The sequence below is a fragment of the Streptomyces sp. JB150 genome (assembly GCF_011193355.1).
GTDB lineage: Bacteria > Actinomycetota > Actinomycetes > Streptomycetales > Streptomycetaceae > Streptomyces.
The window spans coordinates 5466519-5486267 of sequence record NZ_CP049780.1; the positions used below are offsets into that span (position 1 = coordinate 5466519).

Below are 19749 nucleotides of genomic sequence, written 5' to 3' on the forward strand. Positions count from 1 at the left end.
TCAGCGACTCCCTTCGTCGGCGAGCAGGGCCGGCAGTTCCTCGCGCGCGATCTCGCGGTTGAGTTCGATCTCGCGACGGATGTTGGCCGCGAGCCAGGACTCGCCGGGGGTGTGGCCGTGGCCGGCGTAGGTCCAGTGGGCGAGGGTCAGGGTGGTTGCGTCCTCGTCGCTGGGGTCGGGCAGGCCGAGAGCGGCGCGTTGCTGGGCGGCGCGGTAGTCGGCGCGGGTCTGACGGAGGGCGCCGAGGGTGGTGGAGTAGCGGCGGGACTTGGTGGAGAAGTGGCCGCGGAAGCCGAGCATGTGGGCCCAGTCGCGCAGCTTGCGGTCCGGGTACAGGGGGTGCATGTCGAGGCAGGCCTCGATGAGCCGCCGGGGGTGGTCGGGTACGCCGAGCAGGACCAGGGCTTCCTTGTTGCCGATGCGGCGGTCGACGGTGCCGGTGGTCTCGGCGGCCTTAGTGGCGTACTTGGCGACGTAGGAGGCGACGGCCTGTTCGGTGATCTGTTCGCCGTCGCCGAAGGCGCGGATCGGGCGTACGTCGAGCTGGGTGCCCCACCGCAGGGTTCGGGCGGGTTGGTCACCGGTCGGGGGCACGTCGACGGCGACGCGGGCGGCGGCGGCGCGGATGGCGTCGGTGAGGAGGTCGAGGGTGGCCCAGGTGGGGGGTGGGGTGTCGGGTCCCTCGGGGCCGTCGAAGCGGATGACGGCGTGGAAGTGGACGGCACCCCGTTTCTGGTATTCGGCGACCTTGCCGAAGGAGACGCGGGACTGCTCGCGGGCGTCCTTCTGGGTGAGACCGGCCCGGCGGGCGATCTCCCGGCGTAGGTAGATCGTGAAGTAGCGCCACAGGTCGGAGGCGTGGTTGTTCCACAGCACGGCGCCTGCGTAGTCGTACGTGTCCGGGTCGAGCGGGGTGCCCAGTTCCGGCGCGTCTTCGGGGTGGTGGGTGCCGCAGGCGCAAGGCCGGTTTCCGGGGCGGTTGTGGACCGGGCCGAACGACGGCGCGGTGAGGGTCGCGAACACGCGTGGGTGGTCGCGGATGGTGTCGGGGGTGCCCTTGTCGGGGTCGCCGATGAGGCCGGCGCGGATGAGGTGGTAGGTGTCGCCGGCGTAGGTCCAGGCGCAGGCCGGGCAGCGGGAGGCGCGGCGGTTGCCGCAGGCGACACGCAGGACTCCGCCCGGTTCGGTGTCGGTGGAGTAGGAGTGCAGGACGTGCCCGGTGGCGCGGTCGCGGGTGACGGTCGAGCCTTGCAAGCGGATGGGGTCGGCGCAGCCGCCGGTGCGGCGGATCTGGTCCTGGATGCGGTCGAAGCCGGTGGACCCGGCCAGCCTCAGCACGTCGGCGAGGGTGGCCGGGTCCAGGCCCGCCATGGTGGCGGTGTCGGTCAACGGGTCACCTCCCGGCGCGGGCGAACGTGGCGGCGGGGAGCTGGTGGCCGGTGCCCTTACAGCTGGGGCAGGTGACGGGGACAGTCACGCGGGAGCCGTCGCTGTGGCGGGTGCCGGTGGTGATGGCGGCGGTGGCGAAGCCGTCACATTCGCGGCAGAGCCGCAGGCGCGGGGTGTGCTGGGGCATGATGGGTCTCCCTTTTCGGGTCCGTTGGATCTGGAAGGTGGGAAGGCGCCCGGAGCGGCGAAAGGTTGGTAGCCAGGGACCGCTCCGGGGGCCGTTCAACGTCGGCCGTTGCGGCGCCGCGAGTAGGCGGGCGGGATGTCGTGGTAGTCCTTGCGGCCCCGCTCGAAGGAGCTGAGGTCGGCGTCGCTGCGGTCGGCGGAGCCGAGTTCACGAGTGATGCGGCGCATGGCCTTCCGGTCGCGGTGGCGTTCGGCGATCGCGTACTCGCGGCCCAGTTCGGCCATTTGCGGGTCGGACGGGGCGTCGTTGCTCTTGCGGCTGAACAGGCCCATCAGGGGTTCCTTTCTGGTGATCAGGGGTGGGCGTTGCGCCTGCCGTGGCCCTTGGCCGCGTACATCGCGGCGTCGGCGGCGGACAGGGCGTCGGTGAGGGTCGGCACCGGCAGGTGGGCGCGGTGGCAGTGACCGACCGAGGCCGCCACCGGCAGGACACGGCCGTCGTGCTCGACGGGCCGATCGAGAGCGTTCTGGAGAGCGCGAAGGCCGGGGGTGTGGGCGGGGTCGGTGACGATGGCAGCGAATTCGTCTCCGCCGAGGCGGGCGGTGACGCCGTGGCGTCCACACCAGTCGGCGAGGCGGCCGGCCGTCGCGGTCAGGGCGGCGTCTCCGGCAGCGTGGCCGTAGGTGTCGTTGATGGCCTTGAAGTCGTCGAGGTCGACCAGGACTACGAGGGCGTTCGGGCGCCTGGCCAGGAGGTGTTCCGCGCGGGCGGTCCATCCGGCGCGGGTATGCAGGCCGGTCAGCGGGTCACGCCGGGCGGTCGAGAGGCGCCGCCAGAGCATGCCGCCGTGGACAGCCCAGCCCAGGGCCGGTAACCCGGCCGCGATCACGTGCGTGTCCATCCCGGTCACCGCCCCTTCTGGAGGTCCTTGACGAGGAGGCGCAGCACGACCGCGACCACGGCGACGGACACGCCGGTGATGGCGACCGCGAGCAGCATCGAGACCAGGACCGCGCCGACGACCAGGACGACGGCACCGCCGCCGGCGGCGAGGGCGAGCGCGCTGCCGGGGGTGAGCTGCACGACGGGGCGGGCTCCAGCCGGGGCCACCGGAGCCGGGGTGGCGGGCACGGGGGTGCTGGTCTGCGGCGTCGGGTCGGCCGGGGGCAGGGTGTCCTGGGGCGGGTACTCCGGGGTGAGCACGGTGGATCTCCCTTCGGTCACTTGTCGAGGGCGGTGCCGATGACGGGGCTGAGGAAGCTGTCGGCGACGAGGTAGCCGCCGAGGAGGAGCACGATCACGAGCCACCAGGGCGGGCGGACGAGCTTGACGCCGAGGTAGCCGACGGTGAGGAGGGCGAGCCAGAGCGGGACCTGCATGGCGGTGTCTCCTATGCCTTGCAGCGGTGGGTGCGGGCGGCGAGTTCGGCGGCGGAGCGGTCGGGGTAGTCGGCGGAGAAGCCGCAGCCGGGGGCGGTGCAGGCGGCGGTGTGCTTGTTGCGTCCCCGGCCGTCGTAGTAGGTGGCGACCTGAACGGGGCCGATGCGGATGCGGTCGCGGAAGTTGCGGTACACGGCCACGAGCGGACTCCCTTCGGAGCTAGGCGAGTTGGAGCTGGGCAACGATGGCGTCCGTCATTGGCGCGGGCAGGCCGAGCCGGGCCGAGAGCATGTCGGCGGGCATCGGGGCGCCGGTGGACGCCTGATGGGCGTCGGCGATCTTGCGGGCGTGGTCCAGCAGCGCGGCCGGGACCGGCGGAGCCGCGGGCGCAGGAGTGGATGGCGCAGCCGGGGCCGGGTCCAGCTCAGGCACGTCGGGCGCCGGAGCAGGAGCGGAGGCCGGTTCCGGAGCGTCGGTGCGGTGCATCTCGACTTCCGGGGCGACCGGGGCGTCGTCCACAGCCGGTGCGGGTTCGTCCGTCGTGGCGGGGGTGTGGACGAGGAGGGTTCCCCCGAGGAAGGCCAGGGCGGGCCATCCGGCGACGAGGATGCGCAGCCAGGCGGGAACATGGTCCAGGTCGAGGAGGCCGGCGGTGGCGACGTTCGCGCCGAGTGAGGCCGCCAAGGCGATGACGAACCACGTCCAGGCGGAGCGGTCGCGGCGGGCCGTGCGCAGTCGTCGCCACGCGGCCACCAGCAGCAGGTCGACCGAGACCGGGTAGGCCCAGGCTTTCCAGCCGGACTGTCCGGCGGCTGCGGCCAGGTCGTGCAGGTGAGCGAAGGACAGGGCACCGGCGATGACCGCCTGAATCAGTACGGCGTCAGGGCGGATGGAGCGGGGCATGGGGTACCTCCCTTCGAAGGGAAGTCGGGTTGGAAGGGGCGGCGAGAGGGGCCGTGCCGCCCCGTGCTCCAGCGGGCGTCAGTCGGTGACTGGGCGGGGCTTGACCAGCGACGGGTCGGGCGCCGGCGCCTCGGTGGGCACGAAGGGGCGGAAGGGCTCCAGGGCCGGGAAGTCCGGGACCAGGTGGGCGAACTCCCGGCAGACGGCAACCACGTCATCCCGTGTGGTGTGCGGGGTGCGGATCTTCGACCAGCCACCCGTGGAGTCCGCCGCAACGGCGGTGCCGGGGCGGTCCATCGGGATCAGGCTGGCGGCCGGGACCGCATCCGGGGCGACGTCGGCGAGGCCCATCTCGGCGGTCTGCTTGTCGTTGACCCGGTGCACCACACGGCCGGTGAGCTGGGCGCGGAGCATGGTGGCGCCCTTGCCCAGTTCCGAACCGAAGCGCTGAGCGCAGATCTCCAGGTAGATGCCGACCGCGCGGGCCATCTGCGCCAGCCGGATCAACGCGGTCACGATCCGCTCCCGCCGTTCCTCGTCCTTGCGCGAGGAGATCAGGAACAGCTCCGCCACCTCGTCGACCAGGACCACGACGGGCACCGGCCGCGCCGACTCGGGCAGTTCCCAGATGTCGGAGGCACCGTGCAGGCTCAGCAGGTCGAAGCGGTCTTCCATCTCCGCCACCAGCACATCCAGCAGCGCAGCGGCGTCATCCGGGGTGGTGACCAGGGCGGAGAGGCGGGGCGCGAAGGCGGACTGTTCCACCCCGCGCTTGCAGTCGATCCCCACCAGCGCGACCGGGAGCTGAGCGAGACCCTTGATCAGGTTGCGTTGGTACATCGACTTGCCGGAGTGGTTGGCGCCGAGAGTGAGCGCCATGGGTGCCTTGCGGTAGTCCCGCTCGAACGCGGTCCCGTCTTCCCGCAGCGCTACCGGCACCGCCATGTCGTGCGGCCGGGCCTTACGGGGCATCCTCACCCGGCGGAGCACGTCATAGCCGGTCATGCGCAGCTGGACGTATCCAGGCCGGGTCTCCACGACGGTCACCGAGTGCACGCCCCAGGCGTGACGCAGCCGCTCCGAGGAGGCCATCACGTCCGCCGGTTCCAGACCGGCAGGCAGCCGCAGCGTGACCCGCAGCCCCGTGGAGGTGGCACGGATGCGACGGATCTTCGGCGGGACCGGCTGCACCTCACGGCGGGCGACATTGCGGGTGACGAACGCCCGCAGGCCGGATGGCTGAACCGTCAGCCCGCACACGTCCATCGTCGAGCGGTACGAGAGAACGAACCGGCCCCAGGTGACCGGCGCCCCGACCAGCGACCAGTAGACGCGCGGGGCGCGGACCTTCGCGTAGCCGACACCACCGGCCCCGGCTAACGCGCCGGCGGTTTCCAACCACGTCGTCACGTCGGTCATGTCAGGCCGCCGGGGTGATCGCGACCGCGCGGAACGAGATCCCGTGCCGCTTCTGCCCGTTGAACTCGTTCTCCCAGTCCCGGGCCTTGAGGCCGACGACCCGCACCGGCATACCCGGCACCAGGCCCTCCTCGTACCCCGTCTCCGGGATGGTCACCTGGTACAGGTTCCCCTCCCCCTCGTCCGAGACCAGCAGGCCAACCGTCGACAGCGGCGCACCGGTCTCCCGGTCCATGGCCCGCTCCCCGGTCTTCGCGTTCGCCAGCTTCGGAACCGGAGCCGTCGCCACGAACACCACAGCGGTCGAAAGGTCGATCTTGAAGGACGGCATGAAGACTCCCTGCGTCGTCGCATATGAGCAGCCCAAAGAAGGCCATCGGACCCGCAGTCCTAGGACTGCGGTCGAGCTGAGACGACTGTGGCACGCAGTCCCAGGACTGTCAACAGTCCTGGGACTGTGCTTGACTTGTCCTGTCGAAAGGAGTCGCGCATGGCGCCCAAGTGGCGGGAGCTGGCAGACAAGCTGGCTGAACAGATCAGGCGGGGTGTTTACGAGCCTGGCAAGCCGCTTCCGCAGATCAGGGAGCTAGTTGCGAAGGGGGAGGGCTCCAAGTCCACCGTTCACCAGGCCTACAAGGCCCTCGAAGCTGAGGGCCTGGTGACGTCATCGCGCGGACACGGCACCATCGTGCGGAAGCGAGCCCCACTGAAACGGCTTGGGATCGCCCGGTACGACAAGGCCAAGTGGCGGGATGGCGACGAAGTGGCGTTCATCGCGGACCGCGTGGCCTCTGGGCGGAGTTACCGGCGGAACGAGCAGACACAAACGGTGAGCCTTGTGAAGGCCCCACCGCTGGTCGCAGCCGCCCACGGTTTGCCTGAGGGGGCGGACGTCTACGCGAGGGCACGGCTGGTGAAGGAAGGTGACCAGCCGACCCACACCCTGACCAGCTACTACCGGCCCGAGCACGTCGAGGGCACGCGACTGGTGGACCCGACCCCGGGACCGGCCGGCCGCGGTGGTGGCTTCCGGGTGCTGTACGACGCTGGTTACGAGATCGACCACATGAAGGAGGAGCTTTTCGCCAGGGCTCCCACGGCCGACGAGGCGAAGCTCCTTCAGCTCCCGCCAGGCGAACCGGTCGTCGAGTTGCATCGGACGACCTATACGGCCTCTGGCACAGTGGTCGAGTTCGCCATCGGTGTACACGCGGCTTCACGCTTCGCTTGGGAATACGAGTTCAAGGTTCCGGACTCCGCGAAGGACCAGAAGGGGCAGTGATGATCTCGACGCAGGCATGGGCCGATACGCGGCGCCTGTGGGATTACCACCAGATGGGCCACACCCTGCGGCCGTGCTCGGTCGCGATCGGCCTGGGCAGCCATGACCTGGGTGTGGCCGATACTGCGGTAGACCTGTACAAGCGCGGAATGGCTCCTCTGCTTGTGTTCACGGGAGCCACGAGCCCTACGACGCGGGAACGCATGCCTAGGGGGGAAGCCGTCCACTACCGCGAGCGCGCCCTCGAACTGGGCGTGCCTGACTCGGCGATCCTGGTCGAGCCCCAGGCCCGCAATACGGGCGAGAACATTCGCTTTTCCAGGGCTGTGCTCGAAGAGGCCGGCGTCGACGTGTCCTCCGTGCTGCTGATCAGTAAGCCCTACGAGGAGCGCCGCGCTTACGCAACGGCCCGCAAGCAGTGGCCCGAGGTCGAGATTGTCAGTGCCTCGACGCCGATGACGCTCGACGACTACGTGGACTCCATCGGAGACCCCCGGTTGGTTATCGACATGCTTGTCGGTGCGCTGCAGCGGCTGCTGATCTACCCGGAGCAGGGTTTCATGATCAGTCAGCCTGTGCCGGACGACGTTCTAGAGGCCTACGAACGGCTGTGCCGTGCTGGCTTCATCAGCCGACTGCTGGCCACTGACCGGCCCTCTGCCTGAAATCGGCCCGGTGTCAGGACAGAGGATGTCTCTGCACTCGGTCTCCGTGGCGGGGATGGTCGTGCGCGAAGACGGGCGAGTGCTGGTGATCCGCCGTGCCGACAATGGCACATGGGAGCCGCCCGGCGGGGTGCTTGAGCGGACGGAGGCCATTGAGGATGGGGTTCACCGGGAGATCTACGAAGAAACTGGGATCAAGGTCCGCGTGGAGCGCCTGACCGGTGTCTAGGGTGCCGTCCCGAAGGCGGCCACGAACAGCTCTCGGACGAGTCGACCGCGGTCGCCTGGCTCACCCCGGACGAGGCCGTTGCCGCGATGAGCGAGGTCTACGCAATCCGCATCACGGACGCCCTGTGCGACGAGGCGCCGCGCATCCGCACGCACGATGGCCGCAAGCTCACCCCGCTGACAGGCAACTGATCTCCGACCGGCGAAGCCAGAGCTGTTACAGGTTTCTCTACCTCATCAAGCCCCGGCTGCGCTCCGCTCCGCCGGGCGCGCTTCCCGGCTCCGCTGCGCGCTGCGCTCCTGCCTTCGGCCCGCTCCGCGCACGCTGCGCCGACGCGCGCCCACATGTGGATAGGGCCGGTGGCCATGAGTCGATCACCGCATTGCGCGGCGCCGGTCAGAACAATGCCTCCGGCGGGGGATCGGCCGGCACCGGGATGGAGGGGGCGCCGTCGCCGACTGCGGCTCCGTGGGTGGCGTGCGCGGGGAGCTCCCATCCCGTCCACCGTCGACCCAGGCAAAGCCGAGCAGACGCGGCCCATGGCGTCCAGGTCGTTCGTACAGTGGCGCGCTCCACCTGGACGCCATGAACCACGCCCGCTCCACGGTGTGTGGGTCGACGGCGGACGGGATGGGAGCTGGGAAGGGTGGTGGTGACGAGCAAATTACCGGCGACGGGCCTTCTTGGCCCCTGATCGTGCCTCTGAAATTTCGATGGACCTTTTGGTGAGGTAGCGCTGGAACTTGTCCTGCTCCAGAAGATCGGCGTACCTTGCGTCTGCTTGAAATTTGTAAGTGAGAAGCATGCGAATGTCAGTCGGGTCGCTGAGATCTTTCCTCTGAGACAAGACGCCGCCGACTTTTGCCGTTATCGATTGTGCCGTAGATGGAATATCTGCCGCGTGCGGGTAGCTACTCAGTGCGGTGATTAGAATGTCGAAACTTCGACGCTCGTCCGTGATTGCAGAACTGGGTGCGCTGGTCTCGAAGAATTCGAACCACTCCACGTGCTGTTCCTGGTGTGTGACGGACCCTGAGCGCGCGGAGTGCTCCAGTAGCGACTCTCGAAGGTCATGCAGAGATCCGTTCAGTGAAAATGGAACCTCAGTTCCTGGGCTTCTGATCATCCGGGTCATGCCGCGGACTAGGAACGCATAGCCGGCTGGCAGGTGGCTCGCGAGCGCCATCGCACCAGCAGCCGCTGAGACGTTGGCGCGCTCTAGCCTCTCCAGTGCGTCGGGCGACGAAACATATCCAGGAGCTATGGTCGACAGGAATGATCGTGGAACGAGGAGGTGGGAGGCGAACGTGTTAGCTTGGTGTTCTTGGCCAACGCCGATTGCATTGGTCTTTTCTGGTATGTCTACGTCTGATTCGCCACTCTTCTGCGTGGTGTCACAGTGGATTGTCTCGACATGCCAGGGAAGCAAAACGTGAGCGAGCTCATGAGCGAGCGTGAAGCGCATGCGACGCCGGTTTTGTATCTTCTTCAGGAAGATCTTAGGGCGATCGGAGTTCAAGTTAAGGGCAACGCCGTCACAGCTGGAAGGCCAATCACACTCTTCGACAGATGCGTATAGTTCGGCGACGCTGAATATGTCGACTGGCGGACTCAGGTTAAGGCGATCGATGAGAGTAGCGGCTAGCCGCTTCTCGGGTGCGTCAGCTTTCAATTCGTCCGGTCTTAATCAGCCATTGCAGGACACTGGAGGCCTCTGCGTCATCCTTTGCTCTGGCCGCGAGGGCGACGGTCGATAGGTCGCCTGCCCTCTTCGGGGTGACTCCAGCGCGACGGCCGGCGAAGATGAAGCGCAGTGCGCTCGGCTGCTCCACCCACAGCGAGTACTCTTCATCGGTCAGCCCCAGGTAGGCCGGGAGCGGTCCGAGGTCTTCGGTCGATTCATGCCAGGTTTGGACGTAATCGTCAATGTCGGACAGCAAGGCACTGCCGGACATCACCTGATCCGCATAGGTCGGCTGCCTGCTAGACATCGATGCGCCTATCCTTCCTGGGATCTTTGATACGAACGCCGGACTGAGCATCTAGAGCGCCGAGATGGTATCCGCGGCTGTTGAAGACTTCGATCTCGCCATGCCGTCTGTCCCAAGTGTAGTAGCGCTGCTTGTCCTTGGACCGCCACCGCATCTCTCCGTTGAACGCGCCTAGGTACTCCTGATCGTCAAGGAAGCAAGGCTTTGGGCGCGGTATGTAGGACAAGCCCCGACCACCTCCTATGGCTCGTAGTAGCCGAGCTGATGTTAACGGTGATGGACCCTGGAGGGACAGGCTTTTGGCCAGCTGCACGTAGCCAACAGGCAACGCTCTGTTGAGGTGCGTCGCGGGTGTGAGCAGCTGAGGCGTGTCACGAGCGCGTGGACCGTGCGAGGGTGATCACCTTGGGCCGTCCCTGGGCCGTCCGAGGCCGCTCAACGGCGCCCGCCGATAACCACTGCCGACAGTGGTGACGGACGACAGCCGCAGGTCACCCATGTGGATCTGCGACACTGGTACCACCATGCCCAAGCCCGGAGAACTCACTTTCGTCGCCCCGCGCGGAGCCAAGAAGCCGCCGCGGCACCTTGCCGATCTCTCGCCCGCGGAGCGGAAGGACGCGGTCGCCGAGATCGGTGAGAAGCCGTTCCGTGCCAAGCAGCTCTCGCAGCACTACTTCGCGCGGTACGCGCACGACCCGGAGCAGTGGACCGACATCCCGGCCGCCTCCCGCGAGAAGCTGCGCGAGGCGCTGTTCCCCGAGCTGATGACCGTCGTACGGCATCTGTCGACGGACGAGGGAACGACCCGCAAGACGCTGTGGCGGCTGTTCGACGGCACGCTCGTGGAGTCGGTGCTGATGCGCTACCCGGACCGGGTGACCATGTGCATCAGCTCGCAGGCCGGGTGCGGCATGAACTGCCCCTTCTGCGCCACCGGCCAGGCGGGGCTCGACCGGAACCTGTCGACCGCCGAGATCGTGCACCAGATCGTGGACGGTATGCGGGCGCTGCGCGACGGCGAGGTGCCCGGGGGGCCCGCGCGGCTGTCGAACATCGTCTTCATGGGGATGGGCGAGCCGCTCGCCAACTACAAGCGGGTCGTCGGCGCCATCCGTGCCCTGACCGATCCCGCCCCCGACGGGCTGGGGCTGTCGCAGCGCGGGATCACCGTGTCGACCGTCGGGCTCGTCCCGGCCATCCACCGGTTCGCCGACGAGGGCTTCAAGTGCCGGCTGGCGATCTCGCTGCACGCGCCCGACGACGAGCTGCGCGACACCCTGGTCCCGGTGAACACCCGGTGGAAGGTGCGCGAGGTGCTGGACGCGGGGTTCGAGTACGCCGAGAAGTCCGGGCGCCGGCTGTCCATCGAGTACGCGCTGATCCGGGACATCAACGACCAGGCCTGGCGGGGCGACCGGCTGGGCCGGCTGCTCAAGGGCCGACCGGTGCACGTCAACCTCATCCCGCTGAACCCGACGCCCGGGTCGAAGTGGACCGCCTCGCGGCCCGAGGACGAGAAGGCGTTCGTCGAGGCCATCGCCGCGCACGGGGTGCCGGTGACGATCCGGGACACCCGTGGTCAGGAGATCGACGGGGCGTGTGGTCAGCTCGCCGCCACCGAACGGTAGTCTGACGGGCGTAAGTACATCTGCATATTCCGACAGGGGAGCGCCACAGCGCTGAGAGTGCGGCACCCGGCCGCAGACCCTCCGAACCTGGCCCAGGTCATTCTGGGTAGGGAGATCGGTCATCACTCGAGCTGTTGCGCCCCGCCCGGGAGCCCCGGATTCCCCCGAGGCTCCCGGGCGGGGCCGCGTCTCTTCCTGGTCCCTCCAGGAGGAATTCCAGTGAGCATCACCAAGAAGGCCACGATCCTGGCCGTCGGACTCGGTCTGGTCACGCTGTCCGCCTGCGGGTCGTCCGACGGCGACCAGGCGTCCGGCGGCGGCTCCGGATCCCGGACCGTCACGCTCGTCAGCCACAACTCGTGGGCCGTCTCGAAGGACGTCCTCGCCGCCTTCGAGAAGAAGTCCGGCTACAAGGTCAGGGTGCTGGAGGACGGCGACGCCGGGCAGGCCGTCAACAAGGCGATCCTGACCAAGGACAACCCGCAGGGCGACGTCTTCTTCGGCGTCGACAACACCCTGCTCTCCCGCGCCCTCGACAACGGCCTCTTCCAGCCGTACGAGGCGAAGGGCTCCGACCTGATCCGGTCCGAGTACCGCGCCGACGAGGCGGAGCACCGGGTCACGCCCGTCGACACCGGCGACATCTGCGTCAACTACGACAAGGCGTACTTCAGCGAGAAGAAGCTGACCCCGCCGGACTCCTTCGACGACCTGATCAAGCCGGAGTACAAGAACCTGCTGGTCACCGAGAACCCGTCCACCTCCTCGCCGGGCCTCGGCTTCCTGCTCGGCACCGCCGCGCGGTACGGCGACGACGGCTGGCGGGACTACTGGAAGAAGCTCAAGGCCAACGGCGTGAAGGTCGTCGACGGCTGGGAGCAGGCGTACAACGAGGAGTTCTCCGGTTCCGCCGGCGGGAAGAAGGCCGACGCCGACCGGCCGCTCGTCGTGTCGTACGCCTCCTCGCCGCCGGCCGAGGTGATCTACGCCGACCCGAAGCCGAAGACCGCACCGACCGGCGTCGCCGAGGACACCTGCTTCCGCCAGGTCGAGTACGCCGGGCTGCTGAGCAACGCGGAGAACCCCGAGGGCGGCAAGGCGCTCCTGGACTTCCTGATCGGCAAGGAGTTCCAGGAGGACATGCCGCTGAACATGTTCGTCTACCCGGTGCGGGAGGGCGCGAAGGTGCCCGAGGAGTTCACGACGTACGGCCCGCAGGCCGAGGACCCCGAGACCATGGACCCGGCGAAGATCGCCGACAACCGTGACGACTGGGTCAAGTCGTGGACCTCGCTCGTACTGAAGTAACCCCCCGCCGGGGCGGCGCGAAGAGCGCGGCGGCGCGGCTCGGGCTCATGGCCCTGCCCGTCGCGTTCTTCGCCGTCTTCTTCGCCTGGCCCGTCGCCGCGATCGTCGCCCGCGGCCTGAACGCCGACGGGTCCTGGCAGCTCGGGCGGCTCGTCGACGTGCCCGCCGACCCCGCCGTCCGGCACGTGCTGTGGTTCACCACTTGGCAGGCGCTCGCCTCCACCGCGCTCACCCTGCTGCTCGCGCTGCCCGCCGCGTACGTCTTCGCCCGCCTCGACTTCCCCGGCAAGCAGCTGCTGCGGGCGGTGGTGACCGTGCCGTTCGTGCTGCCCACGGTCGTGGCCGGTACGGCCTTCCTGGCGCTGCTCGGGCGCGGCGGACTGCTGGACGAGTTGTGGGGCGTACGGCTGGACACCACCGTGTGGGCGATCCTGCTCGCGCACGTGTTCTTCAACTACGCGGTCGTCGTCCGCACCGTCGGCGGGCTGTGGGCGCAGCTCGACCCGCGGCAGGAGGAGGCCGCGCGGATGCTCGGCGCGTCCCGGTGGGCGGCCTGGCGGCAGATCACCCTGCCCGCGCTCGCGCCCGCCGTGGCCGCCGCCGCGCTGATGGTGTTCCTGTTCACCTTCACCTCCTTCGGCGTGGTGCAGATCCTCGGCGGGCCCGCGTTCTCCACCCTGGAGGTCGAGATCTACCGGCAGACGTCGGAGATCTTCGACCTGTCCACGGCCGCGGTGCTCACCCTCGTGCAGTTCGCGGCGGTCGGCGCGATCCTCGCCGTGCACGCCCGGACGGTACGGCGGCGGGAGAGCGCGCTGCGGCTGGTGGACGCGGCGGTCACCGCGCGCCGGCCGCGCGGGGCCGGGCAGTGGGCGCTGCTGGCCGGGGTCCTCGTCACCATCGCCCTGCTGCTGGTGCTGCCGCTGGCGGTGCTGGTGCAGCGCTCCCTCGACGCGCCCGGCTTCCTGTACTACGAGGCGCTGACCCGCGCGGACGGCGGCACCTTCCTGGTCCCGCCGATCGAGGCGATCGGCAACTCGCTGCGGTACGCCCTCGCCGCGACCGCCATCGCCGTCGTGATCGGCGGACTCGCCGCGGCGGCGCTGACCCGGCGCGACGCCGGGCGGTTCGTGCGCGGGTTCGACGCGCTGCTGATGCTGCCGCTCGGCGTGTCCGCCGTCACCGTCGGCTTCGGCTTCCTCATCGCGCTCGACGAGCCGCCGCTGGACCTGCGCGCCTCGTGGATCCTGGTGCCGCTCGCGCAGGCGCTGGTCGGGGTGCCGTTCGTGGTGCGCACGATGCTGCCCGTGCTGCGCGCGGTGGACGTCCGGCTGCGGGAGGCGGCGGCGGTGCTCGGCGCCTCGCCGTGGCGGGTGTGGCGCGAGGTCGACCTGCCGATGGTGCGGCGGGCGCTGCTGGTCGCGGCCGGGTTCGCGTTCGCCGTGTCGCTCGGGGAGTTCGGGGCGACCGTGTTCATCGCGCGCCCCGACAACCCCACGCTGCCGGTCGCCGTGGCGCGGCTGCTGGGACGGCCCGGCGACCTCAACTACGGGCAGGCGATGGCCCTGTCGACGATTCTGATGGTGGTGTGCGCGGTGGCGCTGCTGGTGCTGGAGCGGCTGCGGACCGACCGGACGGGGGAGTTCTGATGCTGCTGCGGGTCGAGGGCGCGACGGTGCGGTTCGGCGGGCGGGCCGTGCTCGACGCGGTCGATCTCGCCGTCGCCGAGCACGAGGTGGTGTGCGTGCTCGGGCCCAGCGGCAGCGGCAAGTCCACGCTGCTGCGGGCGGTGGCCGGGCTGCAGGGCCTGGACGCCGGGCGGGTGGTGCTGGACGGGCGCGACCAGACGGGGGTGCCCGCGCACCGGCGCGAACTCGGGCTGATGTTCCAGGACCATCAGCTGTTCCCGCAGCGGGACGTGGGCGGCAACGTGGCCTTCGGGCTGCGGATGCACGGCGTTCCCCGGCGGCAGCAGGAGGAGCGCGTACGGGAGTTGCTGGACCTCGTCGGGCTGCCGGGCGCCGGCCGGCGGGCCGTGGCCGCGCTCTCCGGCGGCGAGCAGCAGCGGGTCGCGCTGGCCCGCGCGCTCGCGCCCCGGCCACGGCTGCTGATGCTGGACGAACCGCTGGGCCAGCTCGACCGGTCGCTGCGGGAACGGCTGGTGGTGGAACTCCGGGAGCTGTTCGGCCGGCTCGGCACCACCGTGCTCGCGGTCACCCACGACCAGGGCGAGGCGTTCGCGCTCGCCGACCGGGTCGTGGTGATGCGGGACGGGCGGATCGCCCAGTCCGGGACGCCCCTTCAGGTGTGGCAGCGGCCGGCGGACGCGTTCGTGGCCCGCTTCCTCGGCTTCGAGAACGTGGTCGACGCCACCGTCGCCGGACAGGCCGCCGCCACCCCCTGGGGCAAGGTGCCGGTTCCCGAGGGCGCCGCCCAGGGGGCGCGCACCCTGCTCGTCCGGCCCGCCGGGGTGCGCCTGGTGGCCCCCGACGCCGGGCTGCGGTGCGCGGTCGCCGCCCGCACCTTCAAGGGCACCCATGTCGCCGTGCACCTCCAGCCGGAGGACGCCCCGCGCCTGGAGGCGGCGTGCGCGCTGCGGTCGGCGCCGGAGGTCGGGGACGTGGTCGGCGTGGAGTTCGACGTGGCCGAAATCGTGGTGCTCGACTGAGCGAGCCGATCATAGGGTGCGGGTCATGAGCCGACTCGCACACGACCGCTACTGCGACGAAATAGCCCACCAGCTCGGCCGGTTGAGGTCCGTGGTGACGTCCGGCGCCGATCTCTCGGCGACCGTGCCGACCTGCCCGGACTGGTCGCTGGAAGAGCTGGTGCGGCACACCGGCGGGGCGCTGCGCTGGGTGGAGCTGCTGGTGCGCACCCGGGCCGAGAAGGAGATCGGCCTGAGCGAGGTGCCGGGCGGCACCGGACCCGAGGCGACCGGGGACGCGGCGGCGCTCGACGCCTGGCTGGCGGAGAGCGGCGAGGCGGTCGTCGCCGCGCTGCGGGAGGCCGGTCCGGACGCCGTGGTGTGGTCCTGGTCCGGGATCAACACCGCCGGGTTCTGGGCGCGCCGGATGACCCACGAGATCACCGTGCACCGCGCCGACGCCACGCTCGCCGCCGGACTGCCCTACGAGGTGGCGCCCGAGGTGGCGGCGGACGCCGTGGACGAGTGGCTGGACATCGTGCGGTTCGTCCAGCGGGCCCTGCCGGACGACTCGGCGAGCGAACTGCGCGGCACGGACCGCCGCAGTCTTCACCTCCACGCCACCGACACCGTCCCCGAGCTGAACGCCGAGTGGGTGATCGAGTTGACCGAGGACGGGGTCGTCTGGCGGCGCGGCCACGAGAAGGCGACGGTCGCCCTGCGTGGCCCGCTCACCTCGGTGCTGCTCGCCTTCTACCGCCGGCTGCCTCTGGACGCGCCCGGCCTGGAGGTGCGGGGGGAGCGGGAGTTGCTGGAGTTCTGGCTGGAGCGGGCGACGTTCGGCTGACTGGTGCCGATGCTGTCGCTGTCGCTTTCGCTGTCGCCGTCGTGATGCCCGGGTCGTTGCCGGTGCCGGGGGCTCCGGCACGCCGACGGCCCGCCCCCGAGTCGTACCGAGGGCGGGCCGGTGTGGGCGCGGTGCGATCAGTGGTTGCTGTTCGCGCCGCGGCGGCGGAGGCCGAAGAAGACCGCGCCACCGCCGATGGCGACCAGGGCGGCCGCGATGCCGACGATCAGACCGGTGTTGGAGCTGGCGCCGGTCTCAGCGAGGTTGGACTCCCCGGCCGCGGGGGACGGCGCGTTGCTCGCGGTGTCCGCCGGGGCGCTGCTGCCGCTCTCGGGGGCGGACGGGACGGGCGTGGCGGAGTCCTCCGGCGCCGACGGGGACGCGGAGGCCGACGGGGTGTCGGAGGGGGTCTCCGACGGCGTCGGGGTCGGCGTCGGGGTCGGCGTCGGGCTGTCGTCCGGCTTGCACGGCGTGGACGGCGTGGTCAGGTTCGGCTTGATGTCCTCGTCGACCTGGTTCCCGGCCTTGACGTGAATCCGGTAGGTGGCGTTCGGCCTCCAGTCCTCTTCGAAGGTGATCGTGACGCCTTCGCGGGAGCCCCGGACCTCCTGGGTGCCGACCAGACGCTCGTCGGCGCCGTTGCTCTCCAGGTAGACCGAGACGGTCGCCGGGACACCCGAGGGGTCCTTGTCGGTGACCCTGATGACACCCTTGGTGCCCTCGCACTCGGCGACGGCGGAGAACTCACTGATGTCACAGGCGAGGGCGGTGCCCGCGACGCCGAGCGTCAGGGCGGCCGCGGCGGAGGCGACACCGATCATGCGCACGGAACGTGCAACGTTACGGCGGGTTATGGACACGTTTGTCCTTTACGAGATTCGCACATGCGGGGGGTTGACGAGGGTAGCGAGGTGACACCGGCTCACGGCGCCGGCCCCGGCACCCCCGGGAGTCTCACAGGTTTATAAGCGCTCCATAAGAAGTGTCAATGCATATGCCCCCCGCAGGGGTTGGCTTTGCCCGCTTATTAACCGACGAGACGTTTCAACGCCTCCCGAGCGTCTCGATCCGGTCGGCCGGCGAGGCGGCGCGGGGATGTCCGCGGTGAGGAGGGCGTCCGTACGGTCCGTCAGCTCGCCGGACCGGGGCGGGTGTCGGACGCGCCCGCACCCGCCCGTGCCGGGCAGCCTCGTCCTGCCGGACCGTCAGCCCTCGATCGCCGCCGGGTCCATCCAGACGACCTCCCAGGTGTGGCCGTCGAGGTCGTCGAAGGAGCGGCCGTACATGAAGCCGAGGTCCTGCGTCTCACCGGAGGCCGTGCCGCCCGCCGCGATCGCCTTGTCGACCAGCTCGTCGACCTTCTCCCGGCTCTCCGCGCTCAGCGCGATCAGCACCTCGCTGGTCCGGGTGGCGTCGGCGATCTCCTTCTTGGTGAACTGCGCGTACTTCTCCTTGGTGAGCAGCATCGCGACGATCGTGTCGCTGATGACGACGCTGGCCGCGGTCTCGTCGCTGAACTGCGGGTTGATCGAGTAGCCCAGCTCGGTGAAGAACTTCTTCGCGGCGTCCAGGTCGGCGACGGGCAGGTTGACGAAGATCATCTGCTGGTACATCAGGGTCTCTCCCTCGGTTGTCGTCGTTCTCGATGGGGTAGACCGGCGTGCCGCCGCGAACTCATCGGTGCGCGGCGACTTTTTCCGTACGACGTTCCGTACGCCCCCGCGGGGACGCCCTGGGCGTTCAGCTCGCCAGCGGCTGCGCCGCCAGCGCCGCGACGATCAGGGTCAGCGGGCCGAACACCGCCAGCAACGCGCCCGCGCGCAGGGCCGCGGCGCCGCGCAGCACCGTGCCGGGCGCGCCGAGGCGGACCAGGGCGGCGGTGGTGTCCGCGCGGGACTGCCGTGTCTCGACGGCCGCGGTGAGCAGCGTCGCCGTGGCGCAGCCCCCGACCAGGAGCGCGCCGAGGGTGGTGAGCGGGCCGAGGGTGACCGGGTCCTGGAGGGTGGCCAGGGCGTACGCCGCGGAGGTGACCGCGCAGACGACACCGAGCGGGCGGCCGATGCGGGTGGCCTCCGCCATCAGGGTGCGGCCCGCGAGGAGCCGCAGCGCGCCGGGGCGGGCGCACTGCAGGAGGCGGCCGCACAGGTGGGTGAGGCCCGGCCCGGCCAGGGCGAGTCCCACGGCGGTCATCACCCAGCCGGCGAGAACGCCCAGGGGGCCGGCGCCGAGGCCGCCGGGGGTGGTGAGGTCGGCGGCGGTGGTGGCGCCGGTCGCGTAGGCCTCGACGGCGAGGCCCGCGGCGAGGGTGGCGGTGCCCCACGGGAGGCTCGGCGGGGCGGCGGTGGGCAGGCCCGCGGGGGCCTGGGCGGGCGGTGTCGCGCCCCGGGAGTCGGCCGTGGCGGCGGTCGCCGGCGTACGCGCGGTGCCGTCCCGCTGCGCGACCGGAGCCGTGACGGTGACGCGCGGCCGGCTCCGCGCGGGCCGCGCCGGACCCGTCCCCGGGGTGCGGCCGGTGCCTGTCCGGCGCTGCGCGCCGAACCTGCCGTACGCGCCGAAGGTGTCCCGCTCCTTCGGTCCCTGCCGGAACGCCCCGAACCGGCCGAAGCGGCGGCGGGGTGCCTGCGGGACCGGTGCGGGGTCGCGGGGGCGCAGGACCAGGGCCACGGACAGGGACGCGATCGCCGGGACGACCGCCAGCAGCGTCAGGGTGGCGGGCAGGGGGAGGGGCCGGTCGGCGGCGAGGAAGTCCGCGGCGGCGCCGTCGAAGGGCATGCCGGTGAGGTCGCCGCGCAGGTGGAGGAAGACGAACAGGGCGAGGAGGGAGCCCAGGGTGGTGGCCAGCGCCGTGGTGGTCGCCGAGACGGCCATCAGCCGGGCCGGGCCCAGGCCGACCGCCGACAGTCCGGGGCGCGGGGCGGTGCCGGGGTCGGTGCGGGCGACGGCGACGGCGAGCTGGACGGTCGCGGCCAGCGGCACCGCGCACCAGGCCAGGCGGAGCAGCAGGGAGCCGGCCGGGTCGCCGGGGTGGCCGAGCGCGTAACCCAGGGCGGACAGCAGGAGGAAGCCCGTGCCGGCGGAGGCCGCCGCGACCATCAGGCGGCGCAGCTGGACGGCCGGGTGGGCGCTGCGGGTCAGGCGGAGAGCGAGCACGCGGCCCGGCCTTCCGTCTCGGGGGCCGGGGGCAGGTGCACGGTGGTCACGCGCCGTCCGTCCAGGAGGGAGACCGTGCGGTCCGCGAGGGCCGCGGTGTCCGGGTCGTGGGTGGCGAGGACGACGGTGATGCCGTGCGAGCGGGCCGCCGTGGTGAGGGTGCGCAGGACGTGGCCGCGGTCCGCGCGGTGCAGCGGCGCGGTCGGCTCGTCGGCGAAGAGGACCGTCGGGGCGGGGGCGAGCGCGCGGGCGATGCAGACGCGCTGCCGCTCGGACTGGACGAGCTCGGCGGGGTGTTTGCGGGCCTTGTCGCCGACGTCGAGGCGTTCCAGCCACTCCTGGGCGGCGGCCTTGGCGCGGCGCCGGGTGGTGCCGCGCAGCATCAGCGGCAGGGCGGTGTTCTCCCAGACGTTCAGCTCGGGGACGAGCGCGGGGGCCGGGTCGATCCAGCCGAACCGGTCGCGGCGCAGCCGTTCCCGGGCGAGAGGGCCCATGGTGTGCACGGGAGCGCTGTTGAACCACACCTCGCCGCGCTGGGCGCGCGCCAGGCCGGCCAGACAACCGAGCAGGGTGGATTTGCCGCTGCCGCGCGGGCCGGTGACGGCGAGGATCTCGCCTTCGCGGACGCCGAGCGAGACGCCGCTCAGCGCGGGGGAGCCGTCCTGGTGCGTGAAGTGCAGTGACCGTGCCCAGAGCACGTCGTTGTCCGGCTGGGCCTCCAT

23 protein-coding genes, 1 pseudogene and 1 riboswitch are annotated in these 19749 nt (G+C 70.8%); of the genes and pseudogenes, 8 read left to right on the forward strand and 16 right to left on the reverse strand.

Annotated elements, in window-relative coordinates; all coding sequences use genetic code 11:
* From repSA to G7Z13_RS25390, 10 genes are all read right to left on the reverse strand, one after another.
* Entirely contained in the window at window positions 1–1389 is a 1389-nt protein-coding gene (repSA, locus tag G7Z13_RS25345; RefSeq protein WP_166002530.1) for a replication initiator protein RepSA, read from the reverse strand.
* A gap of 4 nt (window positions 1390–1393) precedes the next feature.
* Window positions 1394–1576: a hypothetical protein gene (locus G7Z13_RS25350; RefSeq protein ID WP_166002531.1), complete on the reverse strand. Its 183-nt coding sequence runs from the start codon at window positions 1574–1576 to the stop codon at window positions 1394–1396.
* Between the two features lie 95 nt (window positions 1577–1671).
* On the reverse strand, window positions 1672–1908 hold the full coding sequence (locus G7Z13_RS25355) for a hypothetical protein (protein ID WP_166002532.1): 237 nt from the start codon (window positions 1906–1908) through the stop codon (window positions 1672–1674).
* A gap of 20 nt (window positions 1909–1928) precedes the next feature.
* Window positions 1929–2477 (reverse strand): GGDEF domain-containing protein, encoded by a 549-nt coding sequence (locus G7Z13_RS25360; protein WP_166002533.1) that lies wholly within the window; start codon window positions 2475–2477, stop codon window positions 1929–1931.
* Between the two features lie 5 nt (window positions 2478–2482).
* Complete coding sequence (locus tag G7Z13_RS25365; protein ID WP_166005275.1) at window positions 2483–2779, reverse strand: SpdD protein; 297 nt, start codon at window positions 2777–2779, stop codon at window positions 2483–2485.
* 17 nt (window positions 2780–2796) lie between these two features.
* Window positions 2797–2955 (reverse strand): hypothetical protein, encoded by a 159-nt coding sequence (locus G7Z13_RS25370; protein WP_166002534.1) that lies wholly within the window; start codon window positions 2953–2955, stop codon window positions 2797–2799.
* 11 nt (window positions 2956–2966) lie between these two features.
* Window positions 2967–3155, reverse strand: a complete 189-nt coding sequence (locus G7Z13_RS25375; RefSeq protein WP_110629068.1) for a mobile element transfer protein — start codon at window positions 3153–3155, stop codon at window positions 2967–2969.
* Between the two features lie 19 nt (window positions 3156–3174).
* Window positions 3175–3858, reverse strand: a complete 684-nt coding sequence (locus tag G7Z13_RS25380; protein ID WP_166002535.1) for a DUF2637 domain-containing protein — start codon at window positions 3856–3858, stop codon at window positions 3175–3177.
* Between the two features lie 78 nt (window positions 3859–3936).
* Window positions 3937–5277 (reverse strand): FtsK/SpoIIIE domain-containing protein, encoded by a 1341-nt coding sequence (locus G7Z13_RS25385; RefSeq protein ID WP_166002536.1) that lies wholly within the window; start codon window positions 5275–5277, stop codon window positions 3937–3939.
* Window position 5278: 1 nt separating this feature from the next.
* Window positions 5279–5608, reverse strand: a complete 330-nt coding sequence (locus G7Z13_RS25390) for a hypothetical protein (protein WP_166002537.1) — start codon at window positions 5606–5608, stop codon at window positions 5279–5281.
* Between the two features lie 159 nt (window positions 5609–5767).
* Here G7Z13_RS25390 and G7Z13_RS25395 point away from each other — a divergent pair, with 159 nt between their 5' ends.
* The 3 genes and pseudogenes from G7Z13_RS25395 to G7Z13_RS25405 all read left to right on the forward strand — a co-directional run bounded on the left by G7Z13_RS25395 (window position 5768) and on the right by G7Z13_RS25405 (window position 7644).
* A complete protein-coding gene (locus G7Z13_RS25395; RefSeq protein WP_166002538.1) occupies window positions 5768–6559 on the forward strand; it encodes a GntR family transcriptional regulator in 792 nt (263 codons plus the stop codon).
* On the forward strand, window positions 6559–7224 hold the full coding sequence (locus G7Z13_RS25400; RefSeq protein WP_166002539.1) for a YdcF family protein: 666 nt from the start codon (window positions 6559–6561) through the stop codon (window positions 7222–7224). Before G7Z13_RS25395 ends, G7Z13_RS25400 begins: the two co-directional genes overlap by 1 nt.
* A 25-nt stretch (window positions 7225–7249) precedes the next feature.
* Window positions 7250–7644: pseudogene (locus tag G7Z13_RS25405) on the forward strand (NUDIX domain-containing protein).
* Window positions 7645–8117: 473 nt separating this feature from the next.
* On the opposite strand, the gene G7Z13_RS33810 reads toward G7Z13_RS25405, so the two are convergent.
* Window positions 8118–8459: a hypothetical protein gene (locus tag G7Z13_RS33810; RefSeq protein WP_240926340.1), complete on the reverse strand. Its 342-nt coding sequence runs from the start codon at window positions 8457–8459 to the stop codon at window positions 8118–8120.
* 655 nt (window positions 8460–9114) lie between these two features.
* Window positions 9115–9444, reverse strand: coding sequence for a hypothetical protein (locus G7Z13_RS25415; RefSeq protein ID WP_166002541.1), 330 nt, complete (start codon window positions 9442–9444; stop codon window positions 9115–9117).
* A gap of 524 nt (window positions 9445–9968) precedes the next feature.
* Here G7Z13_RS25415 and rlmN point away from each other — a divergent pair.
* The 5 genes from rlmN (at window position 9969) to G7Z13_RS25445 (ending at window position 15877) form a co-directional block, all read left to right on the forward strand.
* Complete coding sequence (gene rlmN, locus G7Z13_RS25425; protein ID WP_166002542.1) at window positions 9969–11075, forward strand: 23S rRNA (adenine(2503)-C(2))-methyltransferase RlmN; 1107 nt, start codon at window positions 9969–9971, stop codon at window positions 11073–11075.
* A gap of 24 nt (window positions 11076–11099) precedes the next feature.
* Window positions 11100–11206, forward strand: a riboswitch (TPP riboswitch).
* Window positions 11207–11294: 88 nt separating this feature from the next.
* Window positions 11295–12383 (forward strand): thiamine ABC transporter substrate-binding protein, encoded by a 1089-nt coding sequence (locus G7Z13_RS25430; protein ID WP_166002543.1) that lies wholly within the window; start codon window positions 11295–11297, stop codon window positions 12381–12383.
* Between the two features lie 47 nt (window positions 12384–12430).
* Window positions 12431–14032 (forward strand): iron ABC transporter permease, encoded by a 1602-nt coding sequence (locus G7Z13_RS25435; RefSeq protein WP_166002544.1) that lies wholly within the window; start codon window positions 12431–12433, stop codon window positions 14030–14032.
* A complete protein-coding gene (locus tag G7Z13_RS25440) occupies window positions 14032–15051 on the forward strand; it encodes an ABC transporter ATP-binding protein (RefSeq protein ID WP_166002545.1) in 1020 nt (339 codons plus the stop codon). The genes G7Z13_RS25435 and G7Z13_RS25440 overlap by 1 nt, the downstream gene beginning before the upstream one ends.
* Before the next feature lie 25 nt (window positions 15052–15076).
* Window positions 15077–15877 carry a maleylpyruvate isomerase family mycothiol-dependent enzyme gene (locus G7Z13_RS25445; protein WP_166002546.1) on the forward strand — a complete coding sequence of 267 codons (801 nt, stop codon included), beginning with the start codon at window positions 15077–15079 and terminating at the stop codon, window positions 15875–15877.
* A gap of 137 nt (window positions 15878–16014) precedes the next feature.
* Here the strand turns inward: G7Z13_RS25445 and G7Z13_RS25450 are convergent, their stop codons facing one another.
* From G7Z13_RS25450 to G7Z13_RS25465, 4 genes are all read right to left on the reverse strand, one after another.
* Window positions 16015–16698 carry an LAETG motif-containing sortase-dependent surface protein gene (locus G7Z13_RS25450; protein ID WP_166005279.1) on the reverse strand — a complete coding sequence of 228 codons (684 nt, stop codon included), beginning with the start codon at window positions 16696–16698 and terminating at the stop codon, window positions 16015–16017.
* Between the two features lie 384 nt (window positions 16699–17082).
* Window positions 17083–17490: a VOC family protein gene (locus G7Z13_RS25455; RefSeq protein ID WP_166002547.1), complete on the reverse strand. Its 408-nt coding sequence runs from the start codon at window positions 17488–17490 to the stop codon at window positions 17083–17085.
* 127 nt (window positions 17491–17617) lie between these two features.
* A complete protein-coding gene (locus tag G7Z13_RS25460) occupies window positions 17618–19027 on the reverse strand; it encodes a hypothetical protein (RefSeq protein WP_166002548.1) in 1410 nt (469 codons plus the stop codon).
* On the reverse strand, window positions 19009–19749 hold the full coding sequence (locus G7Z13_RS25465; protein WP_166002549.1) for an ATP-binding cassette domain-containing protein: 741 nt from the start codon (window positions 19747–19749) through the stop codon (window positions 19009–19011). Before G7Z13_RS25465 ends, G7Z13_RS25460 begins: the two co-directional genes overlap by 19 nt.